Source organism: Streptomyces monticola (genome assembly GCF_042665355.1).
GTDB classification, from domain to species: domain Bacteria; phylum Actinomycetota; class Actinomycetes; order Streptomycetales; family Streptomycetaceae; genus Streptomyces; species Streptomyces monticola.
Window position 1 is genome coordinate 432,264 of record NZ_JBHTCF010000002.1, and the last position, 17,445, is coordinate 449,708.

Sequence of the window (17,445 nt, forward strand, 5' to 3'; positions counted from 1 at the left end):
AGGGAGTCAGACCCGGGCGTCGAGACGGGCATGGTCCTGGGGAAAGACGTCCGGGCCGACCGTGGTGATGAAGTCGGCCGGGAAGCCCAGGGCGATGTCCGACGCGGCGTCGAGGCGGGCCCGGGCCTCGGCGGGCAGCTCCAGGGCCAAAGCCTCCAGATTCTCCGCCAGTTGGCCGGGAGTGGCGGCGCCCAGGATGGGGTGGACCGCATGGGACCGGCCGTGCAGCCAGGCCAGGGCGACCTGCGCCGGCGGTACGTCGAGCTCCTCTGCGACGACCTTGAGGGTGTACCGGACCCGCTGCTCCCGCTGCCACCGGCCGGTATCGGCACCGGGACCGGCACCGGCTTCGGGCCCGCCGGCGGTCCCGGCGCCGGCGAGTGCCCCGTGGGCCAGGGCGCCCCAGGCGGCGAGGGTCAGCCCGAACCGCTCGGCCATGGGCAGGAGTTCGCGTTCCACGTCCCGGCGGAGCAGGCTGTACGGGGCCTGCACGCCGGCGAACGGGGTCCAGCCGCGCCAGTCGGCGAGGGTGTTGGCATGTGTGATCACCCACGCCGGGGCGTCCGATATGCCGACGTAGAGGACCTTGCCCGAGGTCACCGCGTCGTCCAGGGCGCGCATGGTCTCCTCGACGGGCGTGTGCCGGTCCCAGATGTGCACCCAGTAGATGTCGAGGTAGTCGGTGCCGAGCCGGCGCAGGCTCTGCTCCAGGGAGAGCCGCAGGTTCTTGCGGTGGCTGCCGGCGGCGTTCGGGTCCGTGGTGCTGCGCGGGCCGGTGTATTTGCTGGCGAGTACGAACTCGTCGCGGCGGCCTGCGAGGAGTTCGCCGACGGTGCTCTCGCCGCGGCCGTCCTGGTAGAAGTTGGCCGTGTCGAGGGTGTTGCCGCCGGCCTCGGCGTAGGCGTCCAGGACGCGACGGTGGGTGTCGAGGCCTTCGGTGCCCGTATCGGGGGCGCCGAAGGACATGGTGCCGAGGAAGAACTCGGACACACGAAGGCCGGTGTTGCCGAAGAGCCGAGTGCGCATGGGTGTGCCTTTCTCGGATGAGGAAGTGTCGAAGCCGGAGCCGGAGCCGGAGCCGGAGTCGAAGTCGGAGCCGGCCGGGTTTGCGGCCTGTTCCGCGGGACGTCAGCCCGCGTAGCCGTACAAGAACGCGTGCACACCGGCCGCGACGGACTCCGCCGACCCGGCCTCGGCCGGCCCGCCGGCTCTCCGGAAGGGTGGTGTGCCACCGGAGACCAGCAGGGCGAAGTGCTCGGCGGCCCGCTCCGGGTCAGCGGTACGGAGCAGCCCCTGCCCGGCGAACGCCCGGAATCTCCCGGCCAGTTCGTGATGGAAGCGGGCGGGGCCGCTGCGCCACCAGTCCTCCACCGCGGCCTGCGGGAGGTGCTCGGCCTCGGCACTGATCTGCCGTACCAGCGCCTCGTGCGCGCTGTGCCCGGGCATCGGCGCGAGCAGCGCGTGCGCGAAGTCGGCCAAGTCCCGTTGCAGGTCGGTGACTTCACGCAGATGGCGGTCGATGATGCCGATCTGGGCTTCGGCGTAACGGGTGGCGCTGTCCCGGATCACTTCCTGGAACAGCCCCGCCTTGCCGCCGAAGTGGTTGTACAGGGTGCGCGTGGAGACCCTCGCCTCGGCGGCGATGGTGTCGATGCCCGCACGGGCGTACCCGTCTCTCGCGAAGACGGTGAGGGCCCCGGCCAGCGTGGCCCGGCGCTTCGCCGAGAGGGCCTCGCGGGGGCTGGGCTGATCGCGTTCACGGGACGGCATCGGCGGCGCTCCTTGCGACGGCTACAGCCGCACAGTACAACGGTAGTTGCACTTATTACAACCACCGTTGTACATGCGGCGTCCGCGCAACTGCCCCGTCGCCCTTATGAGTTGTGAGCCCTACTGGTGGCGCGTGGGGCGTCTTGAGGTGTCAGGCCCAGCAGGGGCAGCCACACCGTGTCCACGATCTCGACGATCGTCTCGTCGGGCACCGCGTCCATGTTCATCAGCATGTCGTGGCGCAGCAGGTCGAAGGGCAGGTTCACGACGCGTTGGGGCCGCGGCGTATCGACGAGCTCGCCGCGTGCGACCGCGCGGTCGACGAGCCGCGCGAAGGGGGGTGTCCGGTCCGTGGGGTGAAGGCGGCTGCGCAGGCCGGCGAAGTTGGTGCCGGTCTCGCGGAAGTAGTCCGCCAGCTGGACGCGCAGGAGTATCACGATGCGGCTGCGCTCGGCGTTGACCGTGCGCAGGAAGGTGAGGGCGTCCTGGCGCAGGCTGCCGGTGTCGGGAATGTCGAGCGGGCTCCAGTGCCGGGCGAGTGTGGCGATCAGAAGGTCCTCGCGCCGCGGCCAGCGCCGGTAGAGAACCGGTTTGCTGGTGCCCGCGCGCGCTGCGACGGCCTCGAAGGTGAAGCCGTTGTAGCCCTGCTCGGTCAGGACGTCCCAGGCGGCATCGGTGATCGCGTTCTCCAGGGCGGCCCCCCTGCGCCGGGTGGCGGTGTCCGCCGTGTGCTGCTCGCTCACCACTGCCTCCATACCTCGCTCGGCAAGGCTCTCCTCCATCATTAGATCCGCTTGCGTATCTTAATCCGCCGTCGTACGCTCGAAGCAATTAGATACGGAATAGTATCTAATCGGTTTGCGGTGCCGTCCACCTGGCGGAGGCACGCATCACGCAAGGGAAACGCGCATGTCCATGATCAACGCTGCGCTCGTGGAGTCCTTCGACGAGCCGCCGCACTTCCGTACCGTTCCCGCCCCCGAGGCCGCCCCCGGCCAGGAGGTGGTGGACGTCCTCGCCGTCGGCGTGCACCGCGCCACCAAGGGAATCGCCGCGGGCAAGCACTACACGAGCCCCAAGACGCTTCCCGCCCTGGCCGGTGCCGACGCCGTCGTCCGCCGGGCGGACGGCAGCCTCGCCTTCGTCATGCCGATGGGCGCCGGCTCCCTGGCCGAGCGCATCGTCATCGACCCGGCCACCGCCGTCCCCGTCCCGGACGGAGCCGATCCCGCGGTGCTGGTCGCCACCATGAACCCGGCCCTGTCCTCGTGGACCGCGCTGCGCACCCGGGTGCCCTTCCAGGCCGGGCGGTCGGTCCTGGTGCACGGCGCGACCGGCAACGCCGGATCGACGGCCGTCAAGGTCGCCAAGCACCTCGGCGCCGGGCGTGTGATCGCCGCCGGGCGCAACCGCACCCGCCTCGACGAGCTCACGGCCGAAGGCGCGGACGACATCGTCCAGCTCACCCCCGACGAGGACGCCACCACGGCCGCGCTCGCCCGGGCCGCCGCAGAAGTCGACGTGGTCCTCGACTATGTGTGGGGACCGCCCACCGAGCTCGCCATGGGCGCCGTCCTCGGGGCGCGTACGCAGCACACCCGCCTGCTCGACTGGGTGCAGATCGGCGGCGTGGGAGGCGACGCGATCACCCTGTCCGGACACGCCCTGCGCTCCAACGCGTTCCGCGTCCTGGGCAGCGGCTTCGGGGCGGTCGCCATGGACGTGATGCAGCGGGAGTTCACCGAGCTCGTCGCCGCGATCGCCGCAGGTGCCATGGCCGTGCGCCCGCACCCGTTCCCGCTCGCCGAGGTCGAAGCCGCCTGGGCCCACGAGGACGCACCCGGCGAGCGCACCGTCATCGTCCTGTGACCCCACGCCGCTGATACCCGGAAGTGGGGCCCGGCGTCAGCGACTTGCCCGGTTGACCGTCCACGGCAGGCGCTCCTGATCGCCCCTGCGGGCCGATACGCCTAGCGGGCGTCGACCAGGGCCCTCCAGCCGCCGCCCTGTGCGATCACGTCGCACCAGGACCCGTCCCGGAAGTGGAACCGCAGCGTGGCCCGCTGCTCGTGGTGGGTGTCCCAGTCGGCGTGCTCCACGCCTGCGAGTTGGTCGCGCGGGACGGACCAGCCGGTCTCCGCCTCGTACTCACCGGCGTACACGAGGCTGACCTGCCGCTCGCCGACGGCCAGTACGCGGCCTCCCCGGACGCTCGCCGCGGCTGCGAGACCTCCGGCCGCGCTGCCCCAGCCGCCGTTGAGGTGCTTCTCCCGGCGGCGCTTCTCCTTGCTCCGGCACAGCCACGCCAGTCCGCGGAAGGGCATCAGGAGCAGATCGCCGAGGAAGTCGAGCGGGGCGGTGACCCAGGAGAAGAAGCCGACGAGGCCCGCCGCTGTCCGCTGCCCCGCGGAAAGCGGCGCGGGGCGGCCGCCGTTGGCCAGGACGCGGGGGCGCGGCCGCAGCCGCCTCGGCGTCCTGCGCATCTGGGAGTGGCTGACCACGGGCTGCAGGTGGGCCACGCGGTCCCCCTGCAGCACGGTCATCGCCCGCTCCCGGAGTGCGGCGTCCGTCCTGGCCGATGTCATACGAGTCCTCTCACGTGCCCTGTGCCTTCGCCCCCGCCGCGGGTCATCCGAAGTCCTGGCGCATTCTCTGCTGGGTGGCCGTCTCGTTCGTGGCCATCCGCTGGTCGAAACTCTGCGACGCGGGCCGCTGATCGTAGGCCGTCGGTTCCTTCGGTGCCACGCCGGGTGCGCCGCTCGGCCCGTACTCCTGGTACGCCTGCCCGAGGGGTTCGCCGACATCCTGGCCGACGATGGGTGTGACGATGCCCTTCTTGATGCCGCGCTTGGCCGCCTGGTAGGCCGCGTACTGCGCCAAGTCGGCCTGGTTGCCGCCCTCGACGCCGTCGACCTTGCCGCGGTAGCGGTCGAGGCCCCTGCGGTAGGCGTCCTCGGCCTTCTTCTTGCCCGCGCCCAGCTTCTTGAGCTCTTCCGCGAGCTTGCGGGCACGCCTGACCGCCTGCAGCCGCCGCGCGATATCGCTCAGCTTGTCGGCCAGATTGGCAGTGATCTTGACGGCCTTCAGCGCCTTCTGGGCGATACCGGCCGCGGCGATCAGCGGTCCGATCGCCGCGGCGGCTCCGGCCGTCAGGAGCGACAGGATCGCCGTCGTGGCCGCCGCGGCGAGGGCCATCTCGATGATCTCGACGATGAGGTCGATCATCAGCTGCTCGGCCATGGCGCAGGATTCCGCTGCCGTTTCGAGGAGCGTGGCGATGGTGTCCATGTCCTCGGCCTCGCCGGTGAGCGCCTCTTCGAACGCCAGCGACTTGCGGCGGAACGCCTCGGCGGCCTCACCGGTCCACACCTTCAGGAGTGTTGACCGCTCGGCCTCCAGGTCGTGCACGACGCCGCGCAGATCCCGGGCCGCCTGCCGGTAGTCGGCGGCGGTCTCGGCGAGTTTCTCGTTGTCGCCGCTGACCTTCTCCAGGTCGTCCTCGAGGCCGAACTGCTTGATGATCCCCCGGATGATCTCGTCGAGGGTGTCGGAGAACGGCCCCGAGATGCTGACGCCGAGGCGGCTGAGTATGTCCACGATCACTCGCCGCCGAAGGTGGAGACGGTGTGCACTTCGGTGCCGTCGTAGCGGTCCGCGGTCTCGCGCGCCGCGTCGACCATGCGCTGCAGGGCCTCGGCCGCGCTCTCCAGGTCCCTGAGCGACTCGTCCTGCTTCGCGTCGTAGTCGGACTTCAGCGAGTCGGACTCGGGCAGCTTGCCGAACGTGCCCGCGGACAGCTCGAGTTGGGTGATGTGGTTGCGGATCCGCTGGATCCGGCCGACGTCCGGTTCGGTGTTGCGGGCGTACGTACGCAGCGCATCGCTCTGTACGCCGAAGCCTTGAGCCATGAGATCCCCCGTGCATGGATTGGTGAGATCAGGCTAGTCAGACGATCTCTGTGAGTGATCGCCGGGAGGGCAGTGGGCACGGGATGTGCACGCCATGCGCACAGGGCGCACAGGTGTCCGCATGCCGGCGCGTCGCGCAGGTCAGGGGGCTGCTGCGGTGGGCTGCGAAGAACCTTCGGCGGCGGCCAGCTGCTCGATGGCGGCGGACAGTTGATCCTGCATGTCTTTGGGCAGGGGAGTGCCTCCGGTGGAGGTGTCCACCAGTTGCTGGGCCACGTGGTGCAGCTTGGTGTTGGTGTTCTGCGAGGTCGCGACAAGGACCTGCCAGGCGGTCTCGGGGCTGACCGTGAAGGCGGCCATGATGATGCCGCGGGCCAGATCGATGGTGCCGCGGCTCTGCATGGCCCGCCGCAGCTGCTCGAGTTCGAGTCGCAGGGCTTCCGCGGACATGTCGAGGTGTGCCGCGGCGCGTTCGGTGCCGTCGCCGCCCACGGCGTGGGCCTCGTGGGGGCTCGTGTCGTCGGCGCCCGCCGTCCGGGGCGCGTCCAGAACCTGCTGTCTGGTGCTGAACCAGATGTTGACCGCGGAGCAGATGCAGAACTCGACGCCATGGAGATCCAGGTCGACGCCGCCGTCCGAGCCGACGGGCACCGTACGCAGAGCGCGCTGCAGGCGGTGGTCCGTGGCGAGTTCGAGTTCGCCGCGCACGCTGACCACGGTCCGGTCGCCCACGGTACGGCTGAAGATCCTCAGCCCGGGCAGCCGATGCGCGTCGGCGGCGGCTCCTCTTCCGCAGCTGCCGACCTGCTCGGTTCCGGAGTCTGCGGACTCGGCCATGGCCATCCCCCCTGCGTTCGTGGGCAGTTGCACCGCATACAGGGTCGCCGCAGCAGGCAATGTGCGTCAAGAGATACGTGAAGTCCAGTTCGTGTGTTTCAGGACACGAACCGCTAGGCGTACGATTGGTCCATGGGTGGAGTGCCGGAACCGCACACAGGATGGACGTTCATCACCAATCACGCGCGCGTGCTGGCGGCGATCGCCGACGACCAGAACGCGCGCATCCGCGATATCGCCGCGCATTGCAGGCTCACCGACCGAGCCGTCCAGAAGATCATCTTCGACTTGGAGCAGAGCGGCTTCCTGTCCCATACGCGTGAGGGACGGGGCAATACCTACCGGATCGAGCCGGCCAAGGTCCTGCGCCATCCGGCCGAGGCCGAGGCGGGCTTGACGGTGGCCTCTCTGCTGGCCCTGCTCGCCCAGGCCGAAGCGCAGCGCAGCGACGAGTTCCACGGCGGCGGGCCCGACGACAGCGGCGCCGGGACCGGCCGGGGCGACAAGAACAGCTGAAGTACCGCTAAAGCGAGGGGCAGTTGAAGTACCGCCCAGAGGGCCTGCCCCGTCAGTCGACGCTGTAGAAGCGGATGACGACGTGCCCGTCCTCCTCGCGCGCAAGCCCCACGAAGACCGTCTCGGCGAGCCAGCGGTGCGCGGCGGCGTCGGTGCGGAACGCGGGCGACGTGCGGAAGTAGTGGCCCGCTCCGGCAACCTGCAGATCACCGTCGAACTGGTCGAAGGTGTCGCCGCCCTCGTGGTAGAAGCCGCGGTTGACGATATCGATGACCGCGCCGTCGTCGGCGCGGATCAGATACCTCGCCTCCAACTCGATGACCTTGCCGCGCGTGTTGGACCAGTCGCCACCACCGGCGAGCACTGTGCCGTTCAGCCGGGGCCCGTGGACACGGCCGCCCGTGATGGGCGTGAACTCGGTGCGTTCGCCGTCGCCGTGCCCGATGTGCAGCGGCGGGGCGACCTCCGCCCAGACCTCGAAGGCGTAGGTGAGGGACGGGGCGAAGGGCCGGGAGGAAGCGGAGGAGTGGGACATCGGAAGTGCCTTTCGGCTGAGGTGAATTGAGGACGATTCGCGCCGGGCCAGTGCGGGCCGGGTCGGTCCGGCCAGGTCAGGTCCGGCCAGGTCAGGCCGTCTCGGCGAGGGCCGACGGCGTACTGCTGCGCCGCCTCGGCTTCCAGCCCGGCCGCGGCACCGAGTCGAGGAGGGTGCGGGTGTACGGATCCCGGGGCTCGGACAGGACCGCCGTGGTCGCGCCGCGCTCGACGATCCGGCCGTGCCGCATGACCACGATGTCGTCGCAGACGTGCTGCACGATCCCGAGGTCGTGGGTGATGAACAGGTAGGCCACCCGCGTCTGTTCGCGGATCTCGCGCAGCAGGGTGAGGATCTGCGCCTGTACGGAGACATCGAGGGCCGCGACCGCCTCGTCCAGGACAAGGATGCGCGGGCGGACCGCGAGCGCCCGCGCGATGGCCACGCGTTGACGCTGCCCGCCGGACAGGGCCCGGGGGAGCGCGGCGGCCTGCCGCTCGTCCAGGCCCACCTGGTCGAGGAGTTCGGCCACCCGTCCCGCCAGGGCTTCGCCGCGCAGGCCGGTGTGGAGCCCGACCACCTCGGCGAGGGAGTCGCGGACGCGCTGGTGCCGGTCGAGTGAGGCGTACGGATCCTGGAAGACCATCTGGATCTCCCGCGCGGAACGCCTGCGCTCGGCGGTACGATTTCGGCCGCCGGTTCGTTCCCGCCCGTCCAGGAGGACGGTTCCCGCGGTGGGCCGTTCCAGACCGGCGATCATGCGGGCCGTCGTCGTCTTGCCCGAGCCCGACTCGCCGACGACGGCCAGGGAGCCGCCCGGGGCGAGCGTGAGACTGACGTCGTCCACGGCGACGAAGTCCCCGAACGCCTTGCGCAACTCGCTGACGCTGAGGGCGGGTTGAGAGGGTGTGGCGGTCGTCGATGGGTCACTCATGGGTGAGGTGCTCCTGTCGGGCCGTCGGGTCGGACTCGGCCGGGAAATGGCACGCCGCCACCACGTCGCCCACCGGCCGCGGTCGCGGCCGCTCGGTGTCGCACAGTGGCTGCGCGGAGGGACAGCGGGGCGCGAAGGCGCACCCCGGTCCGGCCTCGAACGCGGACAGCGGGCGGCCGCCGATCGCGCGCAAGGGCTGTGCGGTGGGTCCGGGCTGCGGCCGGGAGGTGAGCAGGGCACGGGTGTAGGGGTGACGGGCCGCCTTGTGCAGCTGATCGGCGGGCAGTTCCTCGACCACCGAACCGGCGTACATGACGGCGATACGGTCGCAGACGGCGGCGGCGAGGGCCAGGTCGTGGGTGATGAACAGCATCGCAAGGCCACGCTCCGCGCGGGCCTCGTCGATGATGGCCATGACCTCGGCCTGGGTCGTGACGTCGAGCGCGGTGGTGGGTTCGTCGGCGAGCAGCAGCCGCGGCTCGCCCGCAAGGGCGGCGGCGATCATGACGCGTTGGAGGAGGCCGCCGGAGAGTTCGGCCGGGTGCTGGCGAAGACGGCGCGGGGCATCGTCGATGCCGACATCGCGCAGCAGGGCGGTGACGGTCTCCTCGGCCGTACGCGGACGGATGCCGCGGGCGCTGATCAGGGCCTCGGTGAGAAAGTCGCCGATTGTGCGCACGGGGTTGATATGGGCACGCGGGTCCTGGAAGACCATGGCGATGTCACGGGAGCGGAGCGTGCGCAGCGCGGCGGAGTCCATGGTGGTGACGGAGGCGCCGTCGAAGCGGATGTCGCCGTCGGTGCCCGCTCCGGGCGGCAGCAGGCGCAGGACCGAGCGGGCGGTGAGGGACTTGCCGGAGCCGGACTCGCCGACAAGGCCCAGGGCGCTCCCGGCCGGGACGTCGAGGTCGACGTGGTGCAGGACGGGACGTGGCCGCCCCCCGATGGGCAGGGTGACGCGCAGACCGCGAACAACGAGCAGAGGCACAGGAGTTGGCGGGGGAGTGGTCAACGCTCGTCTCCCAGCAGACGTCGGGACAGGCCGTTGCCGAGCAGGTTGCAGGCGATGACGAAGACGACGATCACCAGGCCTGCGTAGAGGGACTGTTCGGGCCGTCCGGCCAGGATGCCGGTGGCGCCGCCCGCGACCATCAGGCCCCACTCGGAGGCCGGCGGCTGTGCGCCGAGCCCGATGAACGAGAACGCGGCGATGTCCAGGAGGGTGTAGCCGAACGCGGTGGTGACCTGGACCAGGACGAGGGGCATCAGGTTGGGCGCGAGATGGCGCAGGCAGATACGCCATCCGGACATGCCGAGCATGCCGAGCGCGGAGACGTACGGCAGATGGCGCTCGCGCAGGGCGGCGGCGCGCACGGTGCGGGCCATATAGGGCAGATACGCGATCGACAGGGTCACCATCGCCACGCCGAGCCCGGCGCCGAACACGGCCGCGGCGACAACCGCGAGGATCAGGCCGGGAAAGCCGAACGCGACGGTGAGCAGGCCGGATACGAGACGGTCGTACCAGCCGCCGAGCCAGGCGGAACTGATCGCGAGGGCGGTTCCGGCCAGGCCCGCCGTGACGGTGACCACCAGAGGCGCGAGCAGGCTCAGGCGGGCGCCGTACAGGAGCCGGGAGAGGATGTCGCGGCCGGTGTCGTCGGTGCCGAGCCAGTGCGCGGGCGTACTGCCTTGATAGACGGCGGCGGGATCCACCGCGTCGGGGTCGTACGGCGCGAGGACGGGCGCCAGGGCGGCGGCGAGCGCGACCAGGGCGACCACCGTCCCGGCGGCGATGAGCCCACCACGGCCGCGAGCCAGGGCGCGCAGCCGGCCCGTACGCGACTCCCCGCCCAGGGAAGCGAGTGGATAGGTACTCACGCGCTGCCTCCCAGCGGGATACGGGGATCGAGCAGAGCCGTGATCACATCGACGAGGGTGTTGACCCCGACGAAGACGACCACGGTGATCAGGGCGAGGGCCTGGACCACGGCCAGATCCTGTTTCGCGGCGCTCTGGATGAGCAGTGCGCCGATGCCGTTGACACCGAAGGCCTGCTCGACGATGGAGCATCCGGCGATCAGTCCCGCGACGGCGACTCCTGACGCGGAGAAGATCGGCCCGGAGGCGTTGCGCAGCACGTGTCTGCGTACGACGAAGTGTTCGGGAATGCCACGGCTGCGGGCGGTCTGGACGTGTTCCGAGGCGAGTTCGGTGCGCACCGCGGAACGGGTCACCTGGGCGACGTAGGCGAGCCAGGTCGCGGCGAGCGCGAGCGCGGGCAGGGTGAGGTGGTGCAGGCGCCCGGTGAAACCGGTGCCGGTGCCGTACGCCGGGAACACCTCCGCCTGCACGGAGAGCCCCCAGATCAGCAGGACCGCCATCACGAAGGTGGGCACCGCCATCAGGGCGGTGGTGAGCACGGTGACGAGGGTGTCGCCGACCGAGCCGCGCAGCGCCCCGAGCGTGCCCAGGGCGACACCCGGCACGACGATGAGCACGGCCGCGTAGAGGACGAGGAAGAGGGTGTTGCCGATGCGCTCGGAGATCAGATGCGTGACGGCGTCCTTGTAGCTGAGGGACTGACCGGCGTCGCCCTGCAGCAGATGCGTCAGCCAGCGCCAGTAGCTCTGCAGGAACGGATCATCCAGGTGGTACTGGCGGTGGATCTCCGCAAGGAGCTTGGCGCTCGGGGGTTTGCCACCGCCGATCAGAAGGGTCGCCGGATCGCCGGGTGCCAGGAACAGCGCGCCGTACACGAGGACGCTGGCGACAAGCGCGGTCACCACCAGGGCCGCTGTGCGGCGGGCGGCGAAGCGCCAGATCATGACGACCCCTCGCCGGTGCCGCCGAGGTGGGCCGCCCACGGCATGTTGATGTACGCGAAGGAGGCGGGGGCGCCGCTGAGCCGCTTGTTGAGGAACACGCGCTCGTACGGGCAGGCCAGCGGCACAATGGGCAGCTCGTCCGAGTACAGGGCCTGGGCCTGCCCGAACAACTTCGCGTTCTCCTCGACGCTTTCCGCCGCCTTGGCCCGCTCAAGCAGTGAAGTGACCTTGGGGTTGCGGTAGTTGATCCAGTTGAGCGGGGAGCCGGGGGCGGTGAACAGCTCCGCGTAGGTGACGGGGTCGGGTATCTCGACGTAGCCGACGACCACGGTCGCGTCCAGTCCCTTGCGCACCGACGGGTCGTAGAAAAGGCTCGACATCTGCGTCGGCTGGAGCTGCCGGATATCCACCTTCAGGCCGATCTTCTTGGCGCCGGCCTGGAGGAAGGTGAGGGTCTGCAGGGACTGCTGGTCGCCGGCGGGCATGGCGATGCTGATGGTGCGCTGTTTCGGCGCGGCCTCGCCGACGAGCTTCCTGGCCCCGGCCAGATCGACGGCGGGGACGGCGGGCAGCCGGTCGTAGGCCTTGGCGTAGACATCGGCGGCCTTGCTGTTCTTCCAGACCATGGACGGGATGACCGTCTTGAGCTTCTGCGCGGCGCCGTCATAGACGTTCCTGATGAGGGCGTCCCGGTCCAGGACGAGGGAGAGCGCCCGTGCGATGCGGCGGTCGGCGAGGGGCGACGCACCGCTGGTGGGGTAGAGGTACGCGGTCTGGGCGGAGGGCCCGTAATAGAGGTGACCGGCCTTCGAGTCGCGCAGCGCCCTGGCGGTGGTGGAGGGGATCTCATAGCTGCCGTCGATCTGGCCTGACAATAGGGCGCTGGTGAGGGTCGACTGGTCCGTGATGAACTTGAACGTCAGCTTCTTGGCCTTCGGCCGCAGCGAGGTGTCCCAGTAGGCGTCGTTGCGCACGGCGGTGATGGACTCCCCGGACTCCCACCGGGTGAGCTCGAAGGGGCCCGTACACATCAGACCGCCCTTGGCCGTGCCGTACGCCTTGCCCGCCTTCCTCAGGTACGAGGCCTCGCTGACCTGTCCGAAGCCGCCGATCAGATACTTCACGAACAGCTGGTCCGAGGCCTTGAACCGCACGGTGACCTGGTGCTTGCCGGTGGCCTTGATGGTGGAGACGGCGGTGAAGGCCTGCGGGGTGACAGCCTGAGTGGCCGGGTCGCGCTGGCGCAACAGGCTGGCGACGACATCCTTGGACGTCATGGGGCGCCCGTTCCAGAACGTGACACCCTTGCGCAGCTCCAGGACCAGGGTCCTGCTGTCGGGGCGGTGCCACGACGTGGCGAGGCCTGGTTTGTAGGAGTAGTCGGCCTTCAGTCTGACCAGTGGTTCACACAGGTTGGAGCCCACGGTGCTGGGGGAGTAGTCGCCGACCCTGGCCGGGTCGAGGGTGGTCGGCTCGCCCGTCGTCAGATTCCAGGTGACGCTGTCGAGGGGCTTTCCCGCGGCGGGTGTGGTGGTGGTGAGCTTCACCTCTTGCGGCGCCTTGGCCGCGGAACCGCCGCCGCTGCACGCGGACAGGGCGAGGGCGCAGGTCAGGGACGCCAGGGCGGCGGTGGTGGTACGGGGAGCATGCATGGGTGGCTCCTCATTGAGAGCGGCTGGGGGAGGCGGGCCAGGAGTGGGAGTGGTCGCTCAACTGCCTCGCTGTGACAAGGCGCTGACGGTCAGTCGGGAAGGGCTCGCCCCGCCGGTGCGCAGCGTCTGGGTGCTGGGCTTCGCGGTGAGCGTGGTCCAGGGGTTGTCGTCGGTGCCCGAGGCCGGTAGGAACATGGGGTAGTCGCTGCTCGCGACCGTCAGGGCGAGACGGTGTCCGGAGCGCAGCCGGTAGCCGGTGTGACCGAGGTCGATACGTACTTCTTCGGGCGCCAGGTCGCCGCGTACCGACACCTCACCGCGGGCGATCACATGGGCCTGCCCGCTGGGGGAGAGGTCGAGGAGTTTGGCGAAGACGTCGTACCGCGGGGCGGTGCTGGTGACATACAGGTGCAGGGTGATCGGCCCCGCCAGGTCGAGTGGCGCGCGTTGCACGGGACCGCTGAAGGCGAGGACGTCCTCACGCTCGGCGACAGGCGCCAGGTCGGGGTAACTCTGCAGGCAAGCGAAGGAGTTGGGGGCGAGCGAGGGCACCGGCGCCGCGGGATCGTAGGCCCATTGCGCGCGGCTCTGCCCGCCGTCGGGGGCATCGGGGGCGTCGGTGAGCGTGCCTCCGGGCAGCGGCCCCGGGGCACGCTCGGGCCGGCTCAGCCAGAAGGTGCGTTCCCGGGCCTCGGGCGGCGGCCAGGCGGTCGCCGTGCGCCAATCGCCGTGCCCCAGCTGCCACTTGACCTTGGGCAGGGTGGAGACGGGCCGGGTGCCCTTGAGGAACACGTCGAAGAAGTCGAGCGCCGGATGCGCGTAATCGGGCAGTGCGCGGGCCAGTGCGTCCTCGTTGGTGGCGTGGTCGTTCTCCGCGGTGACCGGCGCGTGCTCCAGGCGGTAGTTCTCGTGGTCCATCGCGCCGGCCCACAGATACTGCACGGCGTCCCAGCCCGGCCGTGCCGCCAGCTCCAGATAGTCCCGCAGATGCGGGATGACGATGTTGTCGAACCAGCCGATGCAGTGCAGCACCGGCACCGGCCGGGCGTCGAAAGGGTGGCGGCCGAGGGCGGGCAGGAGATCGGTGTAGCGCGGTGCGACCGCGTCGAACCAGGCCGAGCGCGCCCCGATGACGCGGAAGGCCTCCTCGTACTGCTCGATGACGGGGCGTAGCGAGCGGTCCGGTTCGTACTCGTGCGCGTCCTGGTCCACCCAGAAATGGGCGTAGTACTCGATGCCCTCCAGCCACACCGGCCGCCCGACCGCTTCGTCGGGTGAACTCTGTGCGGTGGCATTGAAGTTCACGGTGGTCACCCGGGGGACGATCGCGCGCAGCGCGGGGTGCTCGGCGGCGACGGCGGCCCATTGCGTGAAGCCGTAGTAGGAGTCGCCGAACATCCCCACCAGGCCGTCGGACCAGGGCTGTCGGATGATCCAGTCGATGGTGTCGTACCCGTCGTCGGGCTCGCGCAGAAACGGCAGGGTCTGGCCCTCGGAGCGGAACTTGCCGCGCACGTCCTGCACGACCATCGCGTAGCCGCGGGCCGTGAAGAGGGCGGCGATCTTGTCGAAGTACACGTACCGGCTGTTCTTGTCGTACGGCAGCCGCACGAGGACGGCCGGAAAGCCTGGACCCGCGCCGAGGTGCGCGGCGTCGCCCTCGGTGGTCCCGGTGGTCCCGGTGGTCCCGGTGGTCCCGGTGATCTCGGTGGTTCCGGTGGTTCCGGTGGCCTCGGGCAGATAGACGTCGGTGGCGAGCCGTACTCCGTCGCGCATCCGCACCAGATGCTGCTGCGCGTGCTGGGGTACGGGACCGGGGCCGGTCCGGACATGGCGAAGGGGCATGTGGGTGGCCTCCGGGAGGCGGGGAGAGGGGATCCGATGAGCTCGGCGACGGGAGTCCAACGAGATGCCAACGGGCTGCCAACGGGCTGAGAATGAGATGTAACGGCGTCATGTAACGGCGTTGTATGACAACATTGCAGCTCCTTGTAAACGGGGTCAACCCTCTGCGTTAAGGTCTGCGACATGCCGATCGAGGTAGACGAGGCACGGCGACTCGACGAGATCGCCGCCGCCACCATCCAGGTCGCCCGCGAGCGCGGCGTCCGCTCCGTCACCATCCGCGCCGTCGCCGAGCAACTCGGCGGATCCACGGCCATGGTGACCAACTACGTTCCCAACCGCGCCGCCCTCATGGTCAACGCCCTGCGCCGGTCCGAGGAGGACTGGGGGCAGCAGATGGACGCCGAACTCGACGGCCTCAGCGGCCAGGACAAGCTGCGCGCCGCCGCCCGCTGGATGTGCACCACGGAGGGCGACGACCATGTACAGCGGCGCCTGCGGATGGAGATCGCCGGCGCGGGCCCCGGTGCGGGACCGGAGGTGGAGGAGGCCAAGCGCGAAGCCGCCCGCCGCGGCCACGAAGAGCTGAACGAGCTGGTGAGCGAGGCCGGACTCCCCGCCGGTGAGCTCGGCGCTGACATCCTGCACCTGCTGTTCCGCGGCTACTGGCTGGCCACCCTGGAGGACCCGGAGGGCTGGCCCGCCGAGCGCGGAGCGCGGGCCGCGCTCGCCGCCATCGACCTCCTGCAGAACGGCTCACCGCAGAAGCGCACGAAGGGCTGAACAAGTCGGGGGGCGGAGGGCTGGGCAACTCAGCGGAGTGCGGAGGGGGTTGACAGGCGGCGATGGGTGGAAGCAGGCTCTGCCCGAGATGAAACGCCGTTGCATAACGGTGCTCGCGGGGCGCGCGCCGCCTGCCGCGCCTCCGCCTCCCTGTCTCGCTTCCGCCTCCTTGTTTCGCCTGCCTTCCCGCTCTTGCTTTCCCTCCTTTGCCTTCCCGTGTCCTCCCTTGGCTTCCCCGCCGGGCCGGTACCGCCGCGCACACCCGGCGGCGTTCTGCCGCGGCCCGGCACCCTCCCGTGAAGAGGTTCCGATGAGACATCCAGACACGCCCGCTCAGCCCGCCGCCAAGCCCGCCCCGTCCGGCGAGTTGTGGCAGCGCCCCGCCACCGAACTCGCCGCCGCCCTCCGTAAGCGCGATATCTCCGCCGTCGACGTGGTGCGCTCCTGCCTCGGCCGCATCGAGGAGGTGAACCCGGAGCTGAACGCGCTGGTCGACGTCCGCCCCGACGCAGCCCTGAGGGCCGCGCGCCGGGCCGACGAACAGGCCGCCGCCGGTGCCGAACTCGGAGCGCTGCACGGGATTCCGGTGTCGATCAAAATCAACACCGAGCAGCGGGGCCACGCCACCACCAACGGCGTCACCGCCTTCGCCCACAACATCGCCGAAGGTGACGCCGCCTGCGTCACCGCTCTGCGCGACGCCGGTGCGATCCCGCTCGGCCGCAGCAACGCTCCCGCCTTCTCGCTGCGCTGGTTCTCCACCAACGACCTGCACGGACGCACCCTCAACCCGTGGGGCCACAGCCGCACACCCGGCGGCTCCAGCGGCGGAGCCGCCGCCTCCCTTGCTGCAGGCATGACGCCACTGGCCCAGGGCAACGACATCGGCGGCTCCATCCGCTTCCCCGCAGCCTGCTGCGGAGTGGTGGGAGTACGCCCCACAGTCGGCCGGGTCTCGGACTGGGGGCCGCCCGCCCGGGTCGACACCCCGCACGGGCCCAGGGAGCTCGACTTCCCGCCCACCGTGCACTCCTGCGCGGTGCAGGGCCCGCTCGCCAGGACCGTCGCCGACGCCCGTCTCATCCTGCACGCGATGAGCACACCCGACCTGCGCACCCCGCACGGCGTGCCCGTCCTGCCTGCGCGGACCGAACAGCCGCGCCCCACAGGCCCGTTGAAGGTTGCGGTCGTACGTGGCATCGGCACCGTCAAGAACCACCCGGCCGTGGACCGGGCCCTCACCGAGGCCGCCGCACACCTGGAGGACGCCGGCTACGAACTCGACGAGCGCGACGACATGCCGCTGCTCGCCGAGGCGAGCCGCCTGTGGTCCCTGCTCATCACCGAGGACACCCGCTCCCTGCTCCCCGTGGTGGACCAGCTCGGCGACGACGCGATCCGTACCGCCCTCGCCGGACACTTCGCCGCCGCGGCCACGCTGTGGGGCGAGCAGCCCTCGCTGCAGACCTACATCGACGGCTGGGCCCGCCGTGCCACCCTCATCACGCGCCTGCAGGAACTCCTCGGCTCCGACCGGCTGTTGCTCACTCCCGTATGTGCCGAGCCGCCCTTCGAACAGGACGCGGACCTGGCCGGCCAGGAGCGGGTCTTCGCCCTCTTCCCCGCCATGTGGCCGATGACAGCCGTCCCCATCCTCGGCTTCCCCGCCGTCACCCTCCCCGTCACCCTCCACGACGGGCTGCCCATCGGAGCGCAGCTCATCGGCGGGCGCTTCGAGGAGGACCTGCTCCTGGACGCCGCACAGGCCATCGAGGACCGCACCCCGGCGCTCCACCCCTGGACCTCTGCCGGCGGTGACGGCTGACCGGCGCAGCGG

Annotated in this window: 18 protein-coding genes; 4 read left to right on the forward strand and 14 right to left on the reverse strand. The window is 70.6% G+C overall.

The features are described from left to right. Window positions 1-6: 6 nt before the first annotated feature. The 3 genes from ACFQVC_RS07415 to ACFQVC_RS07425 all read right to left on the reverse strand — a co-directional run bounded on the left by ACFQVC_RS07415 (window position 7) and on the right by ACFQVC_RS07425 (window position 2,525). Window positions 7-1,026: an aldo/keto reductase gene (locus ACFQVC_RS07415; protein WP_381827831.1), complete on the reverse strand. Its 1,020-nt coding sequence runs from the start codon at window positions 1,024-1,026 to the stop codon at window positions 7-9. A gap of 102 nt (window positions 1,027-1,128) precedes the next feature. After that, window positions 1,129-1,770 (reverse strand): TetR/AcrR family transcriptional regulator, encoded by a 642-nt coding sequence (locus ACFQVC_RS07420; RefSeq protein WP_381827834.1) that lies wholly within the window; start codon window positions 1,768-1,770, stop codon window positions 1,129-1,131. Window positions 1,771-1,874: 104 nt separating this feature from the next. Beyond that, window positions 1,875-2,525, reverse strand: a complete 651-nt coding sequence (locus ACFQVC_RS07425) for a TetR/AcrR family transcriptional regulator (RefSeq protein WP_381828313.1) — start codon at window positions 2,523-2,525, stop codon at window positions 1,875-1,877. A gap of 154 nt (window positions 2,526-2,679) precedes the next feature. On the opposite strand from ACFQVC_RS07425, the gene ACFQVC_RS07430 reads away from it, so the two are divergent. Continuing rightward, on the forward strand, window positions 2,680-3,639 hold the full coding sequence (locus tag ACFQVC_RS07430) for a zinc-binding dehydrogenase (protein WP_381827836.1): 960 nt from the start codon (window positions 2,680-2,682) through the stop codon (window positions 3,637-3,639). Window positions 3,640-3,740: 101 nt separating this feature from the next. Here the strand turns inward: ACFQVC_RS07430 and ACFQVC_RS07435 are convergent, their stop codons facing one another. From ACFQVC_RS07435 to ACFQVC_RS07450, 4 genes are all read right to left on the reverse strand, one after another. Further along, window positions 3,741-4,355, reverse strand: coding sequence for a hypothetical protein (locus tag ACFQVC_RS07435; RefSeq protein ID WP_381827838.1), 615 nt, complete (start codon window positions 4,353-4,355; stop codon window positions 3,741-3,743). A gap of 43 nt (window positions 4,356-4,398) precedes the next feature. Further along, window positions 4,399-5,367 (reverse strand): WXG100 family type VII secretion target, encoded by a 969-nt coding sequence (locus ACFQVC_RS07440; protein ID WP_381827840.1) that lies wholly within the window; start codon window positions 5,365-5,367, stop codon window positions 4,399-4,401. Between the two features lie 2 nt (window positions 5,368-5,369). Further along, window positions 5,370-5,678, reverse strand: coding sequence for a hypothetical protein (locus ACFQVC_RS07445; RefSeq protein ID WP_381827842.1), 309 nt, complete (start codon window positions 5,676-5,678; stop codon window positions 5,370-5,372). Between the two features lie 141 nt (window positions 5,679-5,819). After that, complete coding sequence (locus ACFQVC_RS07450; RefSeq protein WP_381827844.1) at window positions 5,820-6,515, reverse strand: ANTAR domain-containing protein; 696 nt, start codon at window positions 6,513-6,515, stop codon at window positions 5,820-5,822. A gap of 132 nt (window positions 6,516-6,647) precedes the next feature. Here ACFQVC_RS07450 and ACFQVC_RS07455 point away from each other — a divergent pair, with 132 nt between their 5' ends. Next, window positions 6,648-7,031, forward strand: coding sequence for a MarR family transcriptional regulator (locus ACFQVC_RS07455; protein ID WP_381827847.1), 384 nt, complete (start codon window positions 6,648-6,650; stop codon window positions 7,029-7,031). Window positions 7,032-7,083: 52 nt separating this feature from the next. Here ACFQVC_RS07455 and ACFQVC_RS07460 read toward each other — a convergent pair whose 3' ends face one another. From ACFQVC_RS07460 to ACFQVC_RS07490, 7 genes are all read right to left on the reverse strand, one after another. Further along, on the reverse strand, window positions 7,084-7,566 hold the full coding sequence (locus ACFQVC_RS07460) for a DUF3237 domain-containing protein (RefSeq protein WP_381827849.1): 483 nt from the start codon (window positions 7,564-7,566) through the stop codon (window positions 7,084-7,086). Window positions 7,567-7,657: 91 nt separating this feature from the next. Then, window positions 7,658-8,500 carry an ABC transporter ATP-binding protein gene (locus ACFQVC_RS07465; RefSeq protein WP_381827851.1) on the reverse strand — a complete coding sequence of 281 codons (843 nt, stop codon included), beginning with the start codon at window positions 8,498-8,500 and terminating at the stop codon, window positions 7,658-7,660. Continuing rightward, window positions 8,493-9,512, reverse strand: a complete 1,020-nt coding sequence (locus tag ACFQVC_RS07470; RefSeq protein ID WP_381827853.1) for an ABC transporter ATP-binding protein — start codon at window positions 9,510-9,512, stop codon at window positions 8,493-8,495. The genes ACFQVC_RS07465 and ACFQVC_RS07470 overlap by 8 nt, the downstream gene beginning before the upstream one ends. Further along, window positions 9,509-10,381, reverse strand: coding sequence for an ABC transporter permease (locus ACFQVC_RS07475; protein ID WP_381827856.1), 873 nt, complete (start codon window positions 10,379-10,381; stop codon window positions 9,509-9,511). The genes ACFQVC_RS07470 and ACFQVC_RS07475 overlap by 4 nt, the downstream gene beginning before the upstream one ends. Continuing rightward, window positions 10,378-11,328 carry an ABC transporter permease gene (locus ACFQVC_RS07480; protein WP_381827859.1) on the reverse strand — a complete coding sequence of 317 codons (951 nt, stop codon included), beginning with the start codon at window positions 11,326-11,328 and terminating at the stop codon, window positions 10,378-10,380. Before ACFQVC_RS07480 ends, ACFQVC_RS07475 begins: the two co-directional genes overlap by 4 nt. Then, window positions 11,325-12,980: an ABC transporter substrate-binding protein gene (locus ACFQVC_RS07485; RefSeq protein WP_381827862.1), complete on the reverse strand. Its 1,656-nt coding sequence runs from the start codon at window positions 12,978-12,980 to the stop codon at window positions 11,325-11,327. The genes ACFQVC_RS07480 and ACFQVC_RS07485 overlap by 4 nt, the downstream gene beginning before the upstream one ends. 57 nt (window positions 12,981-13,037) lie before the next feature. Further along, window positions 13,038-14,825, reverse strand: coding sequence for a CocE/NonD family hydrolase (locus ACFQVC_RS07490; RefSeq protein WP_381827864.1), 1,788 nt, complete (start codon window positions 14,823-14,825; stop codon window positions 13,038-13,040). 183 nt (window positions 14,826-15,008) lie between these two features. On the opposite strand from ACFQVC_RS07490, the gene ACFQVC_RS07495 reads away from it, so the two are divergent. Together ACFQVC_RS07495 and ACFQVC_RS07500 are read left to right on the forward strand one after the other, a co-directional pair. Further along, entirely contained in the window at window positions 15,009-15,608 is a 600-nt protein-coding gene (locus ACFQVC_RS07495) for a TetR/AcrR family transcriptional regulator (RefSeq protein WP_381827866.1), read from the forward strand. Window positions 15,609-15,918: 310 nt separating this feature from the next. Next, window positions 15,919-17,433 (forward strand): amidase, encoded by a 1,515-nt coding sequence (locus tag ACFQVC_RS07500; RefSeq protein ID WP_381827868.1) that lies wholly within the window; start codon window positions 15,919-15,921, stop codon window positions 17,431-17,433. Window positions 17,434-17,445 lie beyond the last annotated feature (12 nt).